Genomic DNA, 1,547 nt, shown 5'->3' with positions numbered 1-1,547 from the left:
CGCGAAAATCACACCGCGACGACGGCCACCGCGCCGTCACGACCGCGCGCCGGCACCCCGTGAAAGATCCGGGCTAGCGCAGCGCCGAACTTGATCGCAATCGGACGGTCGGCGAACCAACGACGTCGGCGATCACCGAGGCCAGGCGCGGGAACAGATGTGCTCATGATGTCTCCAAGAATCTGTGCGTGGGTGGAACTTGCGCATCGATGCGCACAGACCGCGATCTGCGGTGCGATCGAGCGAATGGGTCTCGACGAAATGCCCAGGGGCAGTCGCGGGCCGGGCTCCACGGGACTCTCCCTGATCGGCATCGCGTGCCCTGGGATGAGCGGAAACGAGGAAGACTGATCCGCAGGCCTGTCCTCAGCCTGAGTCGCCATCGTCGTGTCGCCCGGGTCGTCATCGCCAGCGCACAAGCAGGGGAAGCGCGCACTCCCCCGCTCAAGGAGCCGCGAAACGAGCGAGCTAGGTCTCGCCCGCCGTTCAACCCGCGTGGGTGTCGCCGTCAGAGGGCAGTCAAGGTCCAACTCGTGCTGATGACGAGCGGCCGCGTGGCTGTGACGATCGCCTGGTCGGTGTTGATCCCGTTCGGCGGGCCCGACCGGGGCTCCACACGGAATCGCTCGGACCAGCCGCCTGGTAGGTCCACGTCACTCCACAGCGAGTTCAAGTCATCGATGAGCCGTCGAAGCGGGATCTCGTCGGCGCGAAGCCTGCGAGTCGATCGGCCATCAGAGCCAGTTGGCGCCGATACCGAGGCGAGATCTGCGAGGTCATTGCCAGATCCGTCCGTAGTCCATGGTGATTACTCTGCCGGATCCCGAGTCTAGAATTACCGTGAGGAAGTTGACCGCGTGAAGTAGGCGGTCGTCCCCATCTTTTCCTGTGATCGCATTGCGTGGGACAACCGCATTCTCTACGACCGATGACCGGATGCCCTGCCCCGCCGCCCATGCGCTCCACCTGGCGGTCACTGATCTCTCTCCAGGACACGGGCGGAAAGCGGCTCCAGATCTGCTGCCTCCCTGGGCACCGGGATACTCTGGCGCTCACTGACCAACACGCCTCCACGCCGCGAAGAACTCGCCCCGCATCGAAGCTCTCGGCCGGCAGCGCGTGTTCACGCACTCGCCGCATCGAAGGGGGCCACCGTCGCGCAAGTTGCCCTCGCCTGGCTCCTCGCACAGGGAGAACAAATCGTCCCGATCCCCGGCACTCGAAGCGCTCAGCGCGTCGAGGAGAACACTGGTGCCGCCGACCTCACCCTCAGCGAGGGCGATCTCACCCGAATCAAGGAAATCCTCCCCAGCGGAGGATTCGGTTCCCGCTACCCCGAGGGCATGAACCCCGACTGGAAGTAACCAACTGGCGCGCGAAGGCGCAAGGACCGGCACCACCGCCTCGCGCCTTCGCCCGACTGCAGAGATCTGGCAGAGCCGACCACTGGGCCGACTCCTCCGCAAGCGATGTCAATGGCCAAGTGGAAGTCCCCGCTGGTGGCCAAGTAAAAGTCCCCACCCCTTGCGGATTTTCTAGGCGCTGAC

At 65.0% G+C, this 1,547-nt stretch carries 1 protein-coding gene; it reads left to right on the top strand.

The features are described from left to right. Window positions 1-1,028: 1,028 nt before the first annotated feature. Window positions 1,029-1,364: an aldo/keto reductase gene (locus EUA98_RS19525; RefSeq protein WP_130104342.1), complete on the top strand. Its 336-nt coding sequence runs from the start codon at window positions 1,029-1,031 to the stop codon at window positions 1,362-1,364. Window positions 1,365-1,547: the final 183 nt, after the last annotated feature.

This window comes from Pengzhenrongella frigida (assembly GCF_004168625.1).
In the GTDB taxonomy this organism is placed as follows: domain Bacteria; phylum Actinomycetota; class Actinomycetes; order Actinomycetales; family Cellulomonadaceae; genus Pengzhenrongella; species Pengzhenrongella frigida.
Note: the sequence above shows the minus strand (reverse complement) of the source record. Positions and strands in the feature narration are given on the sequence as shown.